Origin of the sequence: Nocardia amamiensis NBRC 102102, assembly GCF_001612745.1 — a bacterium.
GTDB lineage: Bacteria > Actinomycetota > Actinomycetes > Mycobacteriales > Mycobacteriaceae > Nocardia > Nocardia amamiensis.
The window spans coordinates 117,643-134,850 of the sequence record NZ_BDBA01000004.1 but is presented as its reverse complement, the minus strand read 5'-3'; the positions used below and the strand labels follow the sequence as shown (position 1 = coordinate 134,850).

Below are 17,208 nucleotides of genomic sequence, written 5' to 3'. Positions count from 1 at the left end.
GACGGCCTGCACCGCGGCGTCGATGGCCGCGTCGACCGAGGCCGCGTCGCCGAGCGAGCCGGAGACCAGCCCGCCGAGATCGCCGCCACGCACGCTGGTGCCCTCCCTGGTGCCGAGCGACACTTCGGCGGTCACGTGGCTGGCCCATCCGTCGCCGAGTTCCCAGACCTTCTTCACCCGCTCGGCGATAGCGGCCGGGCGCTTGCCGGACGGCCCGAACACCTTGCGCAGATGGTCACCGACGGCATCGGTCAGGACGGACCCGAAGGGACGGTAGGTGCGGGCCAGCCGCTCGACGGTGGCGGAGAGCGCGCCCATGTCGGCGTCGGCCGCGCCGTCGATCGCGCCGAGCGAGAGCTCCGCACCCAGGTCGACGAGCAGCTGGTTACGCCGGGAGGACACGCCGTCGCACAGGCCCTCGATGGTGTCCACCGGACCGATCTGGTCCAGCCGCAGCTTCGTCCACAGCGCGATCAGCACCCGGGTGGCGTCGGCGGCGGTGAACGCGATGTCATCCGGACGGGGGCCCGCCGAAGTCGGGGCGGGCGCGGCGACCGGTGCCGCGGCGGCGGGTGCCGCGGCGGCTGTCGGCTCCTCGACCGGCTCGTCGACCGGCGCGGGGTCGGTGTCGGTCGCGTACACGATCGCGGCTTCACGCTCGATGTTGAGCACCTCGACCTTGGCGCCGCCGAACGCGGGCAGCTTCAGCGTCTGGCCGGCCAGGTTGGCCACCGTCGGCGTCGCGCCGAGGCCGATCTCCACGAACCGCTCCACGCCGAGGCCACCGTGCGCGGGCTCGGTGAACAGCAGGTCCTGGGTCTCGATCCAGCGCACCGGGCTGGCGAACTGCCAGGCCAGCAGCTCGATCAGCACGACGCGGCAGAGGTCGGCCGGGCGGGCCACCCAGCTGTCGAAGTCGGCCAGCACCGCGGCCAGCGGCTCCGACGGGACCAGGTCCGCGATCTCCTGGATGAACGCGCGCTCCAGCGAGAACGGCTTCGGCACCAGGTTCGGGATGTAGTGGCCGACCAGGATCTCCGGGTGCAGGTCCGAGGGCAGCAGCTGCTCGAGTTTGGACCGGAACTCCGGAACGCCCTTGCGCAGCACGGTGGAGTGGAACGGCACATCGATGCCGGGTACCAGGATGAACGCCCGCTTGCCGCCGAATTCCGCACGGCGCCGGTCGATCTCCTGCTCCAGCGCGTCCAGCCCGGCCACCGTGCCCGCGATGGCGTACTGCGAGCCGCGCAGGTTCAGGTTGACCACCTCGAGGAACTCGCCGACCCGCTCGCCGACGCCGTTGACGAAGTCGACCACGTCCTCGTCGGGCAGCCCGATCTGGGAGGGCCGGATCGCGGCCATCCGATAGTCGCTGCGGCCCTGCGCGTCCCGCGGCACCAGCGCGTGCATCGCCGAGCCGCGCTGGAACACGACCTCGAGCACCGCCTCCAGCGGCAGCACGCCCGCGACGGCCGCGAGCGCGTTGTACTCGCCGACCGAGTGGCCCGCGAAGATCGCGTCGTCCACGAAGGCACCGGCCTCGCGCAGCTCCGCCACCTGGGCGACGCCGAGGGTCGCCATGGCGACCTGGGTGAACTGGGTCAGGTGCAGCACGCCGTCCGGGTGCCGGTGCTCGACGCCGCGGGCTTTCAGGTAGGTCGGGTTGTCCCGCACCACGGCCAGGATCGAGAAGCCCAGCGCGGCACGAGTGTGCTTGTCGGCGCGCTCCCAGATGTCCTTGGCGGCCTTCGACCGGGCACGGGCGTCCAGCCCCATCCCCTTGCGCTGGATGCCCTGGCCGGGGAGAGCGTAGACGGTCTTCGGGGCCGCGGTGCGACCGGTCGCGGTCATCACCAGCTCGCCGTCGGTCCGGCAGGAGACCTCGACGATCTCGCTGCCCGCGTCGACCGCGACGCGCTCCACGCGCACGTCGATCTCCGCGCCGGGGCGGACCATGCCGAGGAACCGGGTGGTCCACGCGGTCAGCGTCCGCGGGGGGACCGAAGCGGCCGGATCGACCGCCGACACCGCGTGCTGCGCGGCGGCCGACAGCCACATGCCGTGCACGATCGGGCTGCCCAGCCCGGCCAGCTTCGCGGCGGCGTCGCTGGTGTGGATCGGGTTGTGGTCGCCGGACACGGTGGCGAAGGCGTGCATGGTGCGCGGCGCCACGATGGTGACGTCGCGACGACGCCTGCGCGGGGTGTCGGTGGCCGCGTCGGACAGCGTGCCCGCCGCGCGCGGCGGATCGGCGAGTTCGCCGGTGCCGTTGCGTCCGCGGATCGCGAACCGTTCGGTGAGCGTGGCCAGCACCGGCATGGACATCCCGGTCTCCGGCTTGTCCAGCATGGCGGTGATCCGCACGGTGACCTCGACGACGCGGCCGAGATCGGTGTCCAGGGTCTCCCCTGCCTCCGCGCGCACCGCCAGCACGCTGGTCTCCGCGGGCAGCTCACCCGCGAGGTGGACCTGATGGTCCAGGTGGACCAGGTCGAGCATGCCCTCGATGACGCTCTCGCCCTTGGCGGTGCGCGTGGCGCCCAGCACCGCGAACACGGCGGGCCAGCAGGCGCCGACCAGCACGTCGGGCACGGTGCGCCCGAGCGTGCTCAGGGTGGCGGGCAAGCCGGAGCCGGTCACCCCGGCGTGATCGGCGATGAGATCCGGTGTCCAGGCCAGGTTTACGTGCGCGACCTTGCCCTTGACCTCCGGCAGCGCCTGTCCGGCCGCGACAGCCAGCAGCGCGGACATGGCTTCGTCCGCGTCGGCCTCGGTGACGACCGGGGCGCCGCCGTTGTACACGGTGGTCGGCACGGTGATCCGGATGCGCACCACGTTGTCCGCCAGCAACGGAACGGTCAGTTCCAGGTAGGAGTGCTCCGGTTCGGGTCCGGTGGTCTCGGCGAGCGTCGCACCGCTGGGCGGATGCACCGCGCCGTTGTCGTCGACGACCCATTCGGACAGCTCGCCGAGGCGGTGCACCGGACTGATGGTGGTGCGGCCTGCCCACTCGATGTCCGGCGCGGCCAGGACGGCGTCGATCGGGCCGGTAGCGATGCCCGCGGTGCGGCGCGCGTCCACCGGGGTGGGCGCCACACCCGCACGGACCAGCGAGTACGCGGTGTCCTGCTCGAAGCGGTCGAGCAGCTCGCCGACCGGCTCGTCGACCTTGGTGATGCCCGCGACCGAGACGGTGCCCGGGATGACGCACACCTGATCGGCCGAGTAGCGCGGGTCATGCGCCTGCCACAGCGAATCCGAACGCCACCAGCGCCGCACGTCGGCGTCCACGACCGGCACGAAGTTGACCGGCTTGCCCGGCGTCTTGCACAAGGACACGAAGAACGGAACGTCTGCCGGGTGCAGCAGGGTCTGGTCTGCGGCGGGGTACCGGTCTTTCAGGGTGCACAGCGCGGCGACCGGGTCTTCGAAGTCCTCGTCGCTCCCGAACAGCGTGGGGATCTCGCCGCGGTCGGCCGGGTGCAGGCGGGATTCGGTGCGACGCACCATCTCCGCGAATCGATCGCGCCACGTGATGTCCAGCCAGACCGAGCGGGTGGCCTCGGCGATGGCGTCGCCGAGGTCGCTACCGCAGTCGAAGTCCTTGCGGTGGTCCAGGCCGACCGCGAGCTCGACGTAGCGCTCCAGCCACTGCTGGTAGGTCATGGTGACCAGGTCGCCGAAGTACGGCTTGGCTGTGGCGTTCAGCGCCGCGATGATCTCGTCCCGGCGCGCGGCGACCGCGTCGGCGTCACCGGCGACCTCGTCGAGCAGGCGGCCGGTGCGCGAGGCGGCGTTGTCGATCTCGTGGATGTCGGCGCCCAATTGGCTACGGCCCGAGGCCATTCCGCCGGACGCGGTGCCCGCGCCGACCCAATCCGGCGTGCCCGGGGTGTCCACCAGCAGCTGCTTGACCTCCGGCGCGGTGGTGGCCTCCAGCGTCGCCATGGCGGCGGTGCCGACCAGCACACCGTCCAGCGGCATGTCGGGGTAGCCGTGCTGCACCGCCCATTCACCGGTGAGGTACTCGGTCGCGCGTTCGGGGGTCCCGATGCCGCCGCCGACGCACACCACCACGTTGGCGCGGTTGCGCAGTTCGGCGTAGGTGGCCAGCAGCAGGTCGTCCAAGTCCTCCCAGGAGTGATGGCCGCCGGCCTTGCCGCCCTCGATGTGCACGATCACCGGGTAGTCCGGAACCTCGTCGGCGATGCGCAGCACCGCGCGGATCTGCGCGACGGTTCCCGGCTTGAACGCGACGTGCGCGATGCCGACCTCGGTGAGCTCCTGGATGAGCGCGACGGCTTCCTCCAGTTCGGGAATGCCCGCGGTCACGATGACGCCGTCGAACGGAGCGCCCGCCGCACGGGCGCGCTGCACCAGTCGCTTGCCGCCCAGCTGCAGTTTCCACAGGTAAGGGTCCAGGAACAGCGAGTTGAACTGCACCGCGCGACCCGGGTGCAGCAGCTTCTTCAGCTCGGCCACCCGGTCGGCGAAGATCTGCTCGGTCACCTGACCGCCGCCGGCCAGCTCCGCCCAGTGGCCCGCGTTGGCCGCGGCGGCGACGATCTTCGCGTCGACGGTGGTGGGGGTCATGCCCGCGAGCAGGATCGGCGAGCGGCCGGTCAGCTTGGTGAACGCGGTCTCGACGACGATGCGCCCGTTGGGCAGCCGCACCGGCCGCGGCGCGAACGCCGACCACGGCGTCGCCGGTTCCGGGGCCGCGCCGGGGGTGAGCAGACTGCGCTGCCCGGCGCGGGTGGCCGCGGCGACCATGCCGACGCCGCTGCCCTTCAGCGTGCCCGAGGTGACCCGGGACAGCAGGTCGCCCGGCCCCAGGTCCAGAATCCATTGCGCGCCAGCCGAAACGACACCCTCGACGACGTCGACCCAATCGATCGGGTCCACCAGGATCCGGCGTGCCAGCTCGCCCGCCAGCTCGGTGTCCAGGCTGCACTGGCCGGCCCAGCTGCTCACCAGGTCGACGGTGTCGGCCAGGGCGGGATGGTGGAATGCGACGTCGACGGACACGTCCTCGAAGACCGGGGCAAATACCGAGCCACCGCGCACCTTGGCGTCGCGCTCGCGGGCCTGCTCGTCGTGCATCTGCGCGCACCGCCGGCGCACCCGCTCCAGTTGCGCGGGCGGGCCCGACAGCACCGCGCGACGGCGTCCGTTACGGATCGAGACGACCACGGCAGCGGCCGGGTCGAGTCCCTCGGACACCTGGGCCACCACGCCGCGCAGCAGCTCGGGATCGACATTCGACACCGCGACCATCGGCGACCGATCGCCCACCGGCATCAGCCCCCGCCGCCGTGCGACCAAACCCGCTGCGGCGCCGATCATCTGGGCGATCGCAAGCAGCTCCGCGTCACGCGCGCCGCCCGCTTCGACCGCAGCCGCCGCCAGCAGTCCCTGCGAGTGCCCGACGATCGCGGCCGGCGCGTGCTCGGCCGCGTCCAGACCCTGCAGCCGCAGTGCCCGCACGGCCGCCACCTGGGTCAGCAGCACACCCGGCATGGACACCGCGGCCGAGCGCAGCACCTGCTCGGACGGCGCGGCGGAGGTTTCGCCCTCGTCGGTGTCGGCGAGCTCGTTCTCCAGCATCCAGCCGATCGGGTCGAATCCCACCGGCCGCACCACCAGCAACTGCGCAGCAACCGGCTCGAGCAGCGCTGCCGCCTCGTTGACCAGCGCGGTCAGCTCCGGCTCCAGCGCGCTGTCGCGCCCGATCTCCTCCAGTTCGTTCAGCCACTGGGCGCCCTGTCCACCGAAGGCGAGCGCGTACGGCACGCCGCCGAGCAGACGATCCAACAGCGGCGACCGCGCTCCGCCCGCCGCGGCCTTCCCGGCGGCCTCGACCGCCTTCGTGCTCCGTCCGGCCCCGGTCTTGGTGCTCTCGTTGATCGTCAAGGCGCTTCGACTTCCTTTTCCATGCGACATGCCTCGGCGACACGCCGGTCCCTCTCGGTACGCGGACGCTCGCGGGCGATCGGCCTGATACGGGCGAGGATGGCACAAAATCATGAGGAAATCCTCACGTTTGTCCGCTGGCACGCCCACTACAAAGGGATATTCGAGTACGCTCGTACCAGAATGATCAGAAACATGACCCCGCCTCATGTTTGAACCCGCAGGTCCATGGGTTACCAACACGTACGAAACATGAGTGCCCCTCATGTTGACAGTTGCCAAATCGTTATAATCCCAGGTGAGGTTACTGGCGAGTACGCCACGCCCACCCAATACTTCGCTATGGCCGAAATGCCCGGTAGAGTTTGGACGGTCGTACCATCAAGCGCGAGTGGCGAAATTGGCAGACGCGCCAGATTTAGGTTCTGGTGTCCACGGACGTAGGGGTTCAAGTCCCCTCTCGCGCACCACTTGAACACGGATTTGCGTCAAATCTGACGCAAATACGTGTTCGACCACCTCCTTGCGCACGTCCCCCTCTCCCTCGAGCCTTCTGACGTGGCCCAGCTGCGACAGCGAAGCCGCTGGCAGCACACAGTTCCGTCATCGGTGACGCCTCCGCGTGTGCGAGTAGAAGGTCGCTCCCCCTCTCACACACGGCAGCGGCACAACTGAGACGCACGCGTGCACGAGCGATCCCTCGCACTCCCTCGGCCACACGGGCGGTTCCGGCATGGCCGTGTCGCCAGTCACTCGCATCTGCATCCTGGTTTGCCCTGCGCACGGAACGTGTCCGCCAACTCCGCGCCACCACCGCAGCGGTCGAATACGGCTGACCGGAGCTGAATTCGCTCGTCTCCTGTTCCCGAATGCCATCCGGTGACGAGCATGAGTCACGGGCGACACAGACGGGCGTTCCGGCCGTAGACTCCTGCGGATTCCTCCAGCTGGATCGACACCGAGCCGCCGAACCGCGGCCGGTTCGTGCGGCCGGTTCGTGCAGGATGGCTTGATCGTCACCGGTACCAGCGCCCTGCTGGAGCTGTACTCGTCGACGCCGTTGGCAAGCCATCGTTCTCGATCTGGTCCAGTCTGTTGCGTATGAGCCAACATCCGCAAGATCCAGAATTCGCGCTGGCGTCGTTCTATCTCGATGGATATACCGCCTAGGGGCAATGCCGCGTAGTTAGCGGTTGCGGTGGTATGTCAAGCGAATCGCGTTGTGGCGCTTGATGGACTGCGAAATGAAACAGCGGAGCGCCTGGTAGAAGAGGTTTGTCACTCGCACTCGGCTTGGACACGGTGCATCTGGTCGGTCTGTCGATGGGTGGGGCAGTCGCGCAGACCGCCGCAGTGCGACACCGGAACCGGTTCGCGTCGCTGGCGCTGCTGGCCACTGTCGATGCACCGCTGCCCTCATTCGAGGACCGCGCTCGCGCAGCCGAGACCGAGGGTATGGAGGCACAGGTCGTTCCCACCCTGACTCGCTGGTTCACCAGCGCCGAACTGGCGACCAACGCATGGGGTGTGCGCTACGCGCGCGAACATCTGCGCCGGACCATGCCAGCAGACTGGGCCGCTGCCTGGCGCGCCTACGCCACTCTCGACGCGCAACAGCAACTCGAGGAACTTGCCCTGCCCACGCTGGTGCTGGCCGGTGCGGACGACACTTCGGCCACCCCTGACATCATGGCCGGTATCGCCAAGCGCATCCCCGGCGCCAGCTACCAGCAGCTGCCTGGAACCTCTCATCAGCAGACCTTGAGCCAACCGTCCCTCGTCGCCGACTCGCTCGCCGCCTTCCTGCCCAAGGAGGACTCCGCACAATGACGCGATTGGACATCACCTTCGATTCTCACGGCACCGAGGGCAGTGCCTGGCTATATCTCCCCCACCGCTCTGGCCCGCACCCCGTTCTCGTGATGGGGCACGGTCTCGGCGGCCTTCGCGAGCTCCGTCTCGACGCCTACGCCGAGATCTCGCGCTTGTTGCCGAAGTGGTGATACAGCAGGCCGTGGGCGACCCCCGCGGCCTCAGCGATGTCGGCGACGGCTACCTCGTCGTAGCCGCGCTCGGCGAACAGCCGTACCGCCGCATCGAGTAACCGTTGGCGGGTTTCACTGGCTTGCGCAGCTCGCGCTGTTCCGCGAGTACCGGCCCGTGTGGCGGCCATCGGCATCCTACCCCTCCGCCGGGGCCTTGCCCTCCCCGGCGTCCTCCCATCGAGAACAAATTGATTCTATTTCATTGACCTAGATTCAACTTGTGAAAGATCGCACTCACAGCGGCCTTCGCACCGCTGGCGCAGCGAGGGCGTGACTCCGACGTAGCCGCCCGGCTCGCGGTCATCCTGTCGTCGGACACCTACGGAAAGCGCTGCTCGGCGTGCCAGAACACATCACGCCGCTCATATGAGCGCGCCAATATCGGCAGGTGGCGATGTCGCGGTCGATCATGAAGCTCGAGCATGACCATGCTAGGGCAGACTGAGACATCTCTGGGTCAACGCTCAGTGTTGTGTTGCGCGCCGGGTCGACACCAGCTAGGTCGACCCTGACAGCGACTGCGTCGACGGATTTTTCGGACGGTCGCTCCTGCCAGAGCGAGTTGCGAATTCGACCCACCATATCGGCAACAATGTCACCGTTATTGCGGCCGGTGTCAACAGCGGGTCACACCCTGAGATTTAGAAACGTCTTTGAACTCCCGATCACGGTTTCCAGCCTCACCCACAGCCCCCCTCCGCTGAAGGTGGTGGTTAGCATGCCCACGCACCCGGCTGCCAAGGCTTTCGCGGAGCGAAGACGACCACCGCCCGAGATCCTTGTCAGTGCGGTCAGGAACGCTCGCGCTGGGCCTCGTCCGCGATCCAGGCCGCAATCTGCGCGCGGGAGGTGAATCCGAGTTTGGTCAGGATACGTTCGACATGCCCGTCCGCGGTGCGCTGCGAGATCACCAATTTCGCGGCAATCTGCTTGTTGGTGAGTCCCTGGGCAATAAGCTCTGCGACCTGCCGTTCGCGCTTGGTCAATGTCAGCTGCGAAGCGAGCGCGGTGGCGGGCGGCGCCTCACCCAGTGCGTAGGTCACTGCGGCGTTGTGTTCCATGGCCTGGCCGCGCCGGAAGGCGGTATCGAATCGTCGTCCGCCGAGCGTGCGACGCACCGTGCGCTCGCATTCGTCGTGAACTTGGGTCGCCGCCGGGAAGACAGCAAATCCAGACGCGGAGGACCGCAGAAGATTCTCCGCGGCACCCATCAGCACGGCCGCGCGCTCACCGTCCTCATCGGCGACGGTCCAGGCCAGCCCCTCGAGATCGAGCGCCGCTACGACGGGGCTGCGCATGCGCTGGTTGACTCGCAGCGATTCCTGCAGCAACTGCTGTGCATGAGACCCCTCGCCTTGCAGCCATGTTGCAAGGCCCAACCCCCACAGCGCACTCGACCGATAAAGTGATTCACCGCATTCTTCGGTAATAGACAGCATTTGCTCGTGACATTCGATTGCCCGCGGTATATCGCCCTGCGCTGTGTAGGCCCAACCGAGCAGCATCAACGCGGAAATGTATAGGTACCCTCGCCTATTCGAGCTGAATGCCTCCACGGCACGCTCGAAGAAGGAGACTGCGCGAGCGGGGTCGTCTCGATAAAGCGCCAGCATGCCGTCGGCGTAGGCGATCAGCGCCTGGTTCATGGGAGTGGGATCCTGTTCGGCGAGGGCGCGCGCCTGCTCCAGTAGTGACGCTGCCGATCGAAGGTCCCGCTGCGCCGTGGCCATGATAATGCCGGCCTCGAGCGCCTTGACACGGTCGGATATCGAGCCCGCGTCCGGGTTGGCCAGGGCGCGGTCGAGCCACCGTCGACCTTCACCGTACCGACCCCGAAAGCTCCAGAACCCGAATAGCGCATTGGCGGTGCGCAGCCCGGCATCGGCCGAGTCCGCACTGTCCTCGGAGAGGGAGAACTCGAGGGCAACCCGCAGATTCGGCTGCTCGCGATCAAGGCGAGCCAGCCAGTCGGGCTGGCGGACACTGAACCAGTCCGCCACCGAATCCAGCACCAACCGCTGGCACCAGTCGCGGTGTCGTCGACGCAGCTCCCGGTCTTCGCCGGACTCTTGCAACTGCTCGCGCCCGTAGTCGCGAATGGTCTCGAGCATCCGGAAACGCACGACGCCATCCACTTCGTTGCGGTTCACAATCGATTTGTCGACCAGGGAGGACAAGGCATCCAGCAGATTCTCCGGCGCGAGGTCGGCACCGCACACCTGTTCGGCGGCATCGAGTTCGAAACCGCCGGCGAACGCCGACGACCGGGCCCACAACCGCTGCTCGACCGGCGTGCACAACTGGTAGCTCCAGTCGATGCACCACCGCAGCGTCTGTTGCCGCCTCGGCGCGGTGCGGCTACCGCGGGTCAGCAGCGCGTACCGGTCGGTCAGCCGCTGCAGGATCTGCTCGGGCGACATCGCGCGCATCCGAGCCGCGGCGAGTTCGATCGCCAGCGGCAACCCGTCCAACCGCGAACAGATCCCGACCACCGCGGCCTTGTTGGCGTCGGTAACCGCGAAACCGGGCACCACCGCCGCAGCGCGATCGGCGAACAAATTCACCGCATCGTATTTGGGCAGTCCGCGCAACGTCGGCTCGACATCGGGGCTAGGAACGGTCAGCGGCCGCACCCGCAGCACCGATTCGCCGGCAACGTCCAACGGCTCGCGGCTGGTGACCAGAATCCGCACGCTCGGACACGCTAGCAACAATTCCGCGGCGAGCTCCGCCAACGCTTGGACAACCTGCTCGCCATTGTCCAGAACAAGGAGCGTCTCCCGGGAACGCAGGAACTCGACCAGCACCTGCCGCATCGGCTGAGCCGAATCGTCTCTCATCCCCATACCGGCCGCCACGACATCGACCAGCGACACCTGGTCCCGCACGTCGGCGAGATCGATCATCCACACTCCGTCGGCGACATCGCGTCGGGCATTCGACGCCGCCCGCAGCGCCAGCCGGGTCTTGCCGACCCCACCGATCCCCGCCAACGTCACCAACCGCGACACCGACAGCAGGTTCTTGATCTCCGCCGTCTCAGTGCGACGGTCGATGAAGCTGGTCAACTCGAGCGGCAGCTCACCAGTGCTGCTGCGACCCTCTCCGATCTGCCACGGGGCCGATTCCGGCATCGACGGCGTATGGTCCCACATCCCTTGGGCTGCAACCCGTTTTCCGTGCAGAGCCATCTCGCCCACCGGATATCCGTGGTGGCGCTGTACCTGCCGGATCGCCTCGCCGATCTCCGCCGCCGACGGCCGCTGCTGCGAATCCCGGTTCATCGCCGATTCCACCACCGCCGCCACATCATCGGGAATACCACCCTCGCGCAGGTCTGGCACCGGCTGGCTGGTGATCCGCAAGAACTGCGCCACCACCTGCTCACCACTACGCCGTTCATACGCGGCATGCCCGGTCAGCGCGCAGAACAAGGTCGCACCCAGACCGTAGACATCCGCCGCCGCAGTCGGCGTCTCGCCGCCGAGCACCTCCGGTGCGGTGAACGCCGGAGAAGCGGTCAAGATACCCGTGGCCGTCTCGAACCCGCCGACAATGCGGGCGATACCGAAATCGGTCAACGCCGGCTCCCCGTAATCGGTCAGCAGAATATTGCCCGGCTTCACATCCCGATGCACGATCCCGAGCCGATGAGCGCTCTCGAGCGCACCCGCCATCTTCACCCCGATCCACAACACGGTCTGCACCGGCATCGGACCCTGCCGACGAACCCACGCATCCATCGAATCCAACGGGTGATACGGCATCACCAGATAAGGCCGCCCGCTCGCGGTGACACCCACTTGGAGCACCGTGACGATGTTCGGATGCCCGGTCAACCGACCCATCGCCTTCTGCTCGCGTAAAAACCGCGTCTGGTTGTCTTCCTCCAGCTCGGCGGCCAGCACCTTCACCGCAACCGTGCGGTCCAAGGCCACCTGCGTGCACCGATAGACCACACCGAAACCACCGCGGCCGATCTCTTCGGCGTCCTCGAATCCGGACGCGCTCAACTCCACTGAGACGGGCATATTCACGTCACGTTGGGTCCGCAGTGAATCATCGTCGACCATCAGCGGTGGGCAGTCCACTCCATACGTGCACGAACATCGGGCACCATGCACTTACCTTTCGACAATGCCCAGCGTATCGCCGACCACAGTGCACGGGCCACCCTTGTCGGCTTTCAGCCGAGAGCGCCCTCGCCCGGAAAAGCGGTGGACCTCGCTCGCCACGCCCGCGCCGGCGATTCCTTCAAAATGACGCTTCAGCCCGGCCCACCCTTGCGACACCTGTCAAAGTAGATCGAGAGCGGCGCGCACAATGCTGTCGGAGTCGATGCCGTGATAGCGGTAGACGTCGTCGAGGGAGCCGGCCTGCCCGAACCGTGAGACACCCAATGCGGTGTGGCGCACCCGATTGATCCCGGACAGGAAAGCCAGCGTGTGTGGGTGGCCGTCGAGGACCGTGAGCAGCGGGGTGGCGCGATCGGAAGGGAAGAGTTGATCGAGAATCCAGGTCTCGCCGGTGCCTCGGCCTTGGCGTGCCTGGATTGCTTGGAACAGCAGGCCGGGGCTGGTGATGCAGAGGACGTCGGCGGGGACCCCTGTGTGCGTGAGCCGTGCTGCGGCGGCGAGGGCCTCGGTCATCATCGCGCCCATTGCCGCGATGGTCACCTTGGCGTCGTCGTGACGGACCAGTGGGTAGCCACCGGCGACGACCTGTCGGCGGCGGCGTTCGCGTGCAGCGGGGTCCGATGGGACTGCTGCCAGCGTCTGGTCGACGGGCCGGGTCGACAGGCGAAGGTAGGCCGAGGAGCCGTCCGGCCGCCCGAGGCGGGACAGACAAGCGAGCAACGTCCACTCGACGTCGATGGAGAATGCGGGTTCGTAGCTGACACAGCCCGGTTGTTCGAGGCCGATCGAGGGTGTCTTGATGGATTGGTGTGCTCCGCCCTCGGCGGCCAGGGTGACGCCGGACGGAGTGCCGACAAGTATGGATTGGCCGCCGGCGTAGATGCCATACGACCAGGGTTCGAGGGCGCGTTCTACGAAAGGATCGTAGAGAACTCCAATGGGGAGCAGCGGCTGTCCCCATCGACTCCAGGTTGCGCCGAGTTCGCCGATCAGGCCGACGAGGTTCGTTTCCGCGATGCCCAGTTCCATGTGCTGGCCGGTGGGCTTTTCGCGCCAATGCAGGATTGTCTCGGCGTCGTCGGCGAACCAGTTGTGTCGTTCTGCCGACGACCACACCCCGACCTTGTTCACCCACCCGGCGAGGTTGGTCGTGGAACTCACGTCCGGACTCACTGTGACGACACGTTTCGCCGCGTCGGGCGCCGCCCGGGTCAAGTCGAGTAACACCCGCCCGAGCGCTGATTGCGTAGTCGCGGTGCTCTTGGGAGTGCGGCCGAAATCGGACGGAATCGTGGCGGGTCGGGCAGTGCTGATCGGGTCGCGACGCAGCCGTTCCGCGACCATAGTGCAGACGCGTCCGGGTGCGGTGCCGACCTCGAATCTCTCCCAGGGTGAATGGGGGTCCATGCCCAATTCGCCTGCCAGCTGGGCGTACTCGTCGACGCTCAGTAGTGACGAGTGGTTTTGGGGGTGGCCCTGGATGGGCAATCCGTAACCTTTGATGGTGTAGGCGAAGATGATGGTGGGCCGTGTGTCATCGATCTGCCGGTACGCCGCGGACAACGCCGCGAGGTCGTGGCCGCCGAGGTTGCGGATCGCCGCGGTCAACGTTTGGTTGTCGATCCCTGCGATCAGCTGTGTGATTTCTGTGCTCCCGTTCCCGGTGCCGGGCAGCCGGGCGCGTAGTTCGTCGGCGTCGCAGCGCAGCAGCCGTTGATACTCCGGGTTCGGCATATCCAGGATCCGGTCCCGGAGCTCGGCTCCGCCGGGTCGGGCGAACAGCGTCTCGAGTAGCTGCCCGAATTTCACGGTGATCACTTGCCAGCCCGCCGCCTCGAACATCTTCTCGAGCCTGCGTGCGGCGATGTTGGGTACCACACGATCGAGAGATTGCCGGTTGAGATCGACGATCCACACCACCTCGCCCAAATCGACGATGCCGGGATCGAGGATGGCTTCCCACACCGCGCCTTCGTCGAGTTCGGCGTCGCCGACCAGGGAGTACTGGCGACCGGTGCCGGCGCCACCGCCGATGGTGTTGACATACCGGCGCGCCATCGCTCCCCAGATCGGAGCGGTTGCTCCGATTCCGACCGATCCGGTCGAGTAGTCGACGGGGTCGGGGTCTTTGGCCCGGCTCGGGTAGGACTGCAATCCACCGAACTCGCGCAATGCGGTCATGTACGACTCGTCGAGTTCGCCCAGCAGATAGTTGATGCTGTGCAGGACCGGGGACGCGTGGGGCTTGACCGACACGCGGTCACCTGGCCGGAGGTGCTCGAACCACAGTGCAGTCATGATCGACACCATCGACGCGCACGACGCTTGATGACCCCCGACCTTGAGCCCACTCGGGTTGGGGCGTACCCGATTGGCATGGTGGATCATCGCCGTGGACAGCCACAGCACTCGTTGCTGAATCGCCTCGAGCGCTTCGGGACAGGGCGCACCGAAGCTCTGGGCTTCAGGATCGACGGCCAGGGCGTTCATCGGGACTTCTCCTCGCACCAAATTTCTTGCGACCATGCGTATTCGAACTCTCGGTCGGGGGGACACAGTGACCGGATCCGGATTGCTCATGGACGTTGTGCGCCCGAATCGGGATTCAGCCGGGAATCGGGCGGATCGCCCTCCAATGACCGTCCTGTTGTGCAGAACTACCGTCCAGTGCAGCAACTCAGCGTCTTCTGCGCAATACTTGTACCTCGAGTTGATCAGATTGCATCCGAGGGATCCGTTCCGACAAGACCGGGGTTATCACAATGCCAAGCACGCACACCGTCGACCAGATCGACGCGCGGATCCTGCTCGCGCTCGCCGACGCTCCGCGGGCGACCGTGCTGGCTCTTGCCGCCGAGACCGGACTGTCACGAAACACTGTGCAGGCGCGCCTGAGCAAGCTCGACGCCGCCGGCTCGCTGCACTCGTTCGAGCGGCGCATCGATCCGCTGGCGCTGGGCTACCCACTGCAAGCATTTGTCCTCACCAACGTCACCCAGCGCAAACTCGCCGCTGTCGCGGCGGCACTCGCCGACATTCCGGAAGTCCTCGAAGTACACGGACTCAGCGGTGTCGCCGATCTGCTCATTCATGTGGCAGCCCGCGACGCGGATGACCTCTACCGGGTGGCTGGTCAGATCCTCGACATCAAAGGCGTCAAACGCACCAGTACCGCACTGGTTATGCGCGAACTGGTCGACTACCGCATCAATCCGTTGGTCGCCGCACTGGCCAGTGCCGCGCAGGACGAACGTCAACCCGATTCACGGTGAGACCACATCGAAGCCTGGGACAGCCTCGCACGCCCGCAAGTGGTGCGGCTCAGGTGAGGGAACAGGACTGCGGAAGATCAGCGCGCACCAACAGTTGCGACTGGGCTCGGCAGAGGATGTCGACGTAAGCATCGGACAGGTACCGGGAACCGGGTCGGGAGTACGCGCAGATTTCGCGGTAAATCGGCGGTGTCAACGACCGGGCGAAGCGACGATATTCCCCGTGTACCGCATTGTCGGGGACCAGCGTAACCGCCACACCGCTGGATGCCAGCTCCAACGCGGCCTGGACCTGCATGGTCCAGACCGCGGCGAGCGGTTCGAATCCGGCTGCGGCGCAGAGTGTCCTGATCACCCGGGTCAGCCCGTTCTCCTTGTCGAACAGCACCCACTGATGGCCCTTCAGATCCGCCAATGTCAGTGGCGCGCCGGTCGATACACCGCTGTCTGGCCCGGCGACAAGAACCAGTTCTTCGAATCCGATGGAGGCCACATCGGCGCCGGATAACCCCGTTCGAGGACCGATCGCCAGATCGCCTTCACCAGCACGGAACGCGGCCTCCATCGCTGTGGCATGCGGGTAATCCTTGATCTCGAGCACGACCTCGGGAAACCTTTCGTGCCAGACGGCGATGCCCGATGGAAGGATGGCGTTGGCCACCGATCGGACGGTGAGCACCTCCAGATCGCCTCGTCGCCCCGTCCGCGCATCATCAACTGCCTGTTCGGCCCGCTCGACGACGGCGAGAATATCTCGCGCCACGGGCAGCAGTGCCCGGCCCGCGGGAGTGGGCCGGATACCCTGCGCCGTGCGATCGAGCAGCGTGACCTTCAGATCTGTTTCCAGACGCTTTATCTGCTGGGAAAGTGACGGTTGAGCGATGAAAAGCCGCTCGGCCGCCATGGTGAACGACTTCAGCTCACAGACCGCCACAAAGTATTGAAGCCGTCGTAGATTCACGAGTCCGCACGCTACGAGCCCCGATCGGCTTTGTCTATATGGGCCTGGGTCTCGGTCTCAGGGTTGGCGTGATTGGGCACATTGGCTAGTCGGATCCGTCAGGCACCTGCGCGAGGTGGCTTGCGACAGCCTGTTCCAGGTGCACCAGGTCGTTGGCGATGCTGACGTAGTTGAAGCCTTCGGCTAGTCGGCGCGCGGCGGTGACGCCGTCCGGGCAATGGATGCCTACTGCTTTTCCTGCCGCTGCGGCAGCCTTCAGCACGGTGCGGAGTGCGTCGTCGAACTCGGCGTCGACTGCGGGGTCGGTGGGGGTGGTGCCGCCGAGTGCGAGGCGCAGATCCGATGGTCCGATGTAGATCGCGTCGACGCCGGGAACCGACGCGATCTCGGCGGCATTGCGTAGTCCGGATACGGTCTCGATCATCACCACGCAGGCGATCTCGGCGTTGGCCCCGGCCGGCGACGGCCCGATGCGCAGCCCCGCGCGCAGGGCCCCGTTACTACGGTGGCCAACCGGCGGGAAACGACAGGCCGCCACCGCGGCTTCGGCCTCAGCCGCCGTATCGACCATCGGCACGATAACACCGCGGGCACCCGCGTCGAGTGCCTGGGCAATCCAGAACCGATCGTTGGCTTGCACCCGGACCAGCGCGGCCGTGCCGGTGCCTGCGGCGTCGATCGCGGTGATTCCGGCCAGCACGCCCCGATATTCGATCAGGCCGTGCTGGGCGTCGAGACAGACATAGTCGTAGCCGGACATGGCGATCCGTTCGGTGGCCACCGGGTTGTCGCACACCACCCAGTAGCCGATGGTCTGTCGCCCGGACCGTAACCGCTCAGCGAATCCGGTCGCGCTTGTCGTCGAATTGGTCGTCATAGTG

The 17,208-nt window shown here is 67.1% G+C and carries 8 protein-coding genes and 1 tRNA gene; 3 read left to right on the top strand and 6 right to left on the bottom strand.

Annotation, left to right across the window (positions count from 1 at the left end):
- Positions 1-5,913: fatty acid synthase subunit beta domain-containing protein (locus tag NA4_RS01905; RefSeq protein ID WP_157128744.1), on the bottom strand; the 5,913-nt coding region annotated here is incomplete at its 3' end.
- 385 nt (positions 5,914-6,298) lie between these two features.
- On the opposite strand from NA4_RS01905, the gene NA4_RS01900 reads away from it, so the two are divergent.
- Together NA4_RS01900 and NA4_RS01895 are read left to right on the top strand one after the other, a co-directional pair.
- Positions 6,299-6,383: transfer RNA gene (locus tag NA4_RS01900), tRNA-Leu, on the top strand.
- An 805-nt stretch (positions 6,384-7,188) separates the two neighbouring features.
- Positions 7,189-7,743, top strand: a complete 555-nt coding sequence (locus NA4_RS01895) for an alpha/beta fold hydrolase (RefSeq protein ID WP_067462841.1) — start codon at positions 7,189-7,191, stop codon at positions 7,741-7,743.
- 136 nt (positions 7,744-7,879) lie between these two features.
- Here NA4_RS01895 and NA4_RS38585 read toward each other — a convergent pair whose 3' ends face one another.
- The 3 genes from NA4_RS38585 to NA4_RS01885 all read right to left on the bottom strand — a co-directional run bounded on the left by NA4_RS38585 (position 7,880) and on the right by NA4_RS01885 (position 14,584).
- Entirely contained in the window at positions 7,880-8,086 is a 207-nt protein-coding gene (locus tag NA4_RS38585) for a TetR family transcriptional regulator (RefSeq protein WP_218022230.1), read from the bottom strand.
- A gap of 663 nt (positions 8,087-8,749) precedes the next feature.
- Positions 8,750-11,989 (bottom strand): protein kinase domain-containing protein, encoded by a 3,240-nt coding sequence (locus NA4_RS01890; protein ID WP_281179965.1) that lies wholly within the window; start codon positions 11,987-11,989, stop codon positions 8,750-8,752.
- 264 nt (positions 11,990-12,253) lie between these two features.
- Positions 12,254-14,584, bottom strand: coding sequence for a thiamine pyrophosphate-binding protein (locus NA4_RS01885; protein WP_067462835.1), 2,331 nt, complete (start codon positions 14,582-14,584; stop codon positions 12,254-12,256).
- Positions 14,585-14,856: 272 nt separating this feature from the next.
- On the opposite strand from NA4_RS01885, the gene NA4_RS01880 reads away from it, so the two are divergent.
- Positions 14,857-15,366 carry an Lrp/AsnC family transcriptional regulator gene (locus tag NA4_RS01880; RefSeq protein WP_067462832.1) on the top strand — a complete coding sequence of 170 codons (510 nt, stop codon included), beginning with the start codon at positions 14,857-14,859 and terminating at the stop codon, positions 15,364-15,366.
- Positions 15,367-15,415: 49 nt separating this feature from the next.
- Here NA4_RS01880 and NA4_RS01875 read toward each other — a convergent pair whose 3' ends face one another.
- Positions 15,416-16,327 carry a LysR family transcriptional regulator gene (locus NA4_RS01875; RefSeq protein WP_084496715.1) on the bottom strand — a complete coding sequence of 304 codons (912 nt, stop codon included), beginning with the start codon at positions 16,325-16,327 and terminating at the stop codon, positions 15,416-15,418.
- An 85-nt stretch (positions 16,328-16,412) separates the two neighbouring features.
- Positions 16,413-17,204 (bottom strand): HpcH/HpaI aldolase family protein, encoded by a 792-nt coding sequence (locus NA4_RS01870; protein ID WP_067462828.1) that lies wholly within the window; start codon positions 17,202-17,204, stop codon positions 16,413-16,415.
- Between the last annotated feature and the right edge of the window lie 4 nt (positions 17,205-17,208).

Bases quoted from the DNA above. Each gene is read 5' to 3' on its own strand.
- NA4_RS38585 (WP_218022230.1), bottom strand. From the start codon at position 8,086: ATGGCCGCCACACGGGCCGGTACTCGCGGAACAGCGCGAGCTGCGCAA.
- NA4_RS01870 (WP_067462828.1), bottom strand. From the start codon at position 17,204: ATGACGACCAATTCGACGACAAGCGCGACCGGATTCGCTGAGCGGTTA.
- NA4_RS01890 (WP_281179965.1), bottom strand. From the start codon at position 11,989: ATGCCCGTCTCAGTGGAGTTGAGCGCGTCCGGATTCGAGGACGCCGAA.
- NA4_RS01885 (WP_067462835.1), bottom strand. From the start codon at position 14,584: ATGAACGCCCTGGCCGTCGATCCTGAAGCCCAGAGCTTCGGTGCGCCC.
- NA4_RS01880 (WP_067462832.1), top strand. From the start codon at position 14,857: ATGCCAAGCACGCACACCGTCGACCAGATCGACGCGCGGATCCTGCTC.